Source organism: Corallococcus sp. CA049B, from assembly GCF_003611685.1.
Taxonomy (GTDB): domain Bacteria; phylum Myxococcota; class Myxococcia; order Myxococcales; family Myxococcaceae; genus Corallococcus; species Corallococcus coralloides.
Genome location: NZ_RAWC01000449.1, coordinates 1 through 1,416 on the forward strand (window position 1 = coordinate 1; position 1,416 = coordinate 1,416).

The following is a 1,416-nucleotide window of genomic DNA, read 5'->3' on the forward strand; positions in this document are numbered from 1 at the left end:
TACTACTTGATCAGATGCGTGACGGTCCTCGAGGAGGAGCGCGAGCGCCGAGTCTGCGGAGGCACAGCGGGCAATGGCCGAGGCGGCGCAGTAGCAGATGCTGAAGCCGCCGACGCACCTGGGGCAGCGTCCAGGGAATCCTCCTCCGGGGGGAAAAGCGCTCGACGGAGCGCGAGGAAGCCATGGGCCACCATGCAGAGCGTGGCGTGGTGGTGAAAGCCTCTCCAGGTGCGGCCCTCGAAGTGGTCCAGGCCGACTTCGCCCTTCATCTCCTGGTAGTCGCGCTCGACGCGCCAGCGCAGCTTCGCCAGGGTGACGAGGCGTTTGAGAGGCGTGTCTTCCGGCAGAGACGAGAGGTAGTACTTCGTTGGCGCGGCCTCGCCCGGTGGCCACTCGCACAAGAGCCACTCGGGAGCGCCGGGCGCCTTGCGCACGACATGGCCTTCAGCGACCTGGATTCGCACCGCGGCGAAAGTGGAGGACTGCGTGCCGCGGCTGCCCTCGCGCCAGCTGATGCGGCGGTACTCCTCCTCAGGTAACTGGCGTGCCAATTCTTCAATCGTCCAGGGCTGCACGCCGCTGTCGTCGACGAAGCGAGTCCGAGGGCGTCCGTACGTGCCCGCCTTCTTCACCGGCAGGTGTGGCGTCGCCCCCGGAGGCCACACCTTGTGCTGCCCCGGCACCGCCACGAGGTAGGGCAGCCCGCGTGCCGTGAGGCCTTCGCGAAACTCCCGGCAGTTGCCATACCCCGCATCCGCCAGGACGACGTGCTTGCGCACGCCCCACTTCAGCGCGTCGTCCAGTTGCGACAGCGCCAATTCCCATTTGCGCGTGGCGCCCACCTCCTCGGGGACTCCGGCCGCCTTGCGCCGGGCCTTGTCCGTCACCCACTCCTCGGGCAGGTACAACCGCATGCCGATGCACCCGCTGCCACGAGGCCCCGCCAGGTGCAGGCTGACGGCCACCTGGCAGTTGTCCGTGCGCCCCAGCGTCCCCGAGTACTGACGGGCGACTCCCACCGAGTGCTTCCCCTTCTTTGGAAAGCCCGTGTCGTCCACCACCAGTGCTTCCACCTCCGGCAGCCGCTCTTCCAGCTTCCGCGCCAGTCGCTCCCGCAGCGCCTCGTCGCTCCACGTCCCTTGCGAGACGCACTGCTGCAGTCGCTGGCGCATTGCCTCGACTTCCCCGGCGTCCTCCACCAGCCGGGCCGCCATCGGCTCGATGCTCTTGCGCTCCCCATCCAGCAGCAGGCCCGTCACGTAGGCTTCCATGGCGCGCCGTCTCTCCAGTCGCCCCATGCCGGCGACCATCTCCTCAAGGTAGGCGCCCAGTGCCTCGTCCAGCTTCTTGAGCTGCGCGGGTGTCATCCCGACCGTAGATCACGCCTGCCACCCGCCTTCAAGTGACCGGGTAGTA

Annotated in this window: 1 protein-coding gene; it reads right to left on the reverse strand. The window is 68.1% G+C overall.

Going from position 1 to position 1,416, the window contains the following annotated elements; translation table 11 throughout:
- Positions 1–2: 2 nt before the first annotated feature.
- Entirely contained in the window at positions 3–1,367 is a 1,365-nt protein-coding gene (locus D7W82_RS39630; RefSeq protein ID WP_120623182.1) for an IS701 family transposase, read from the reverse strand.
- Positions 1,368–1,416: the final 49 nt, after the last annotated feature.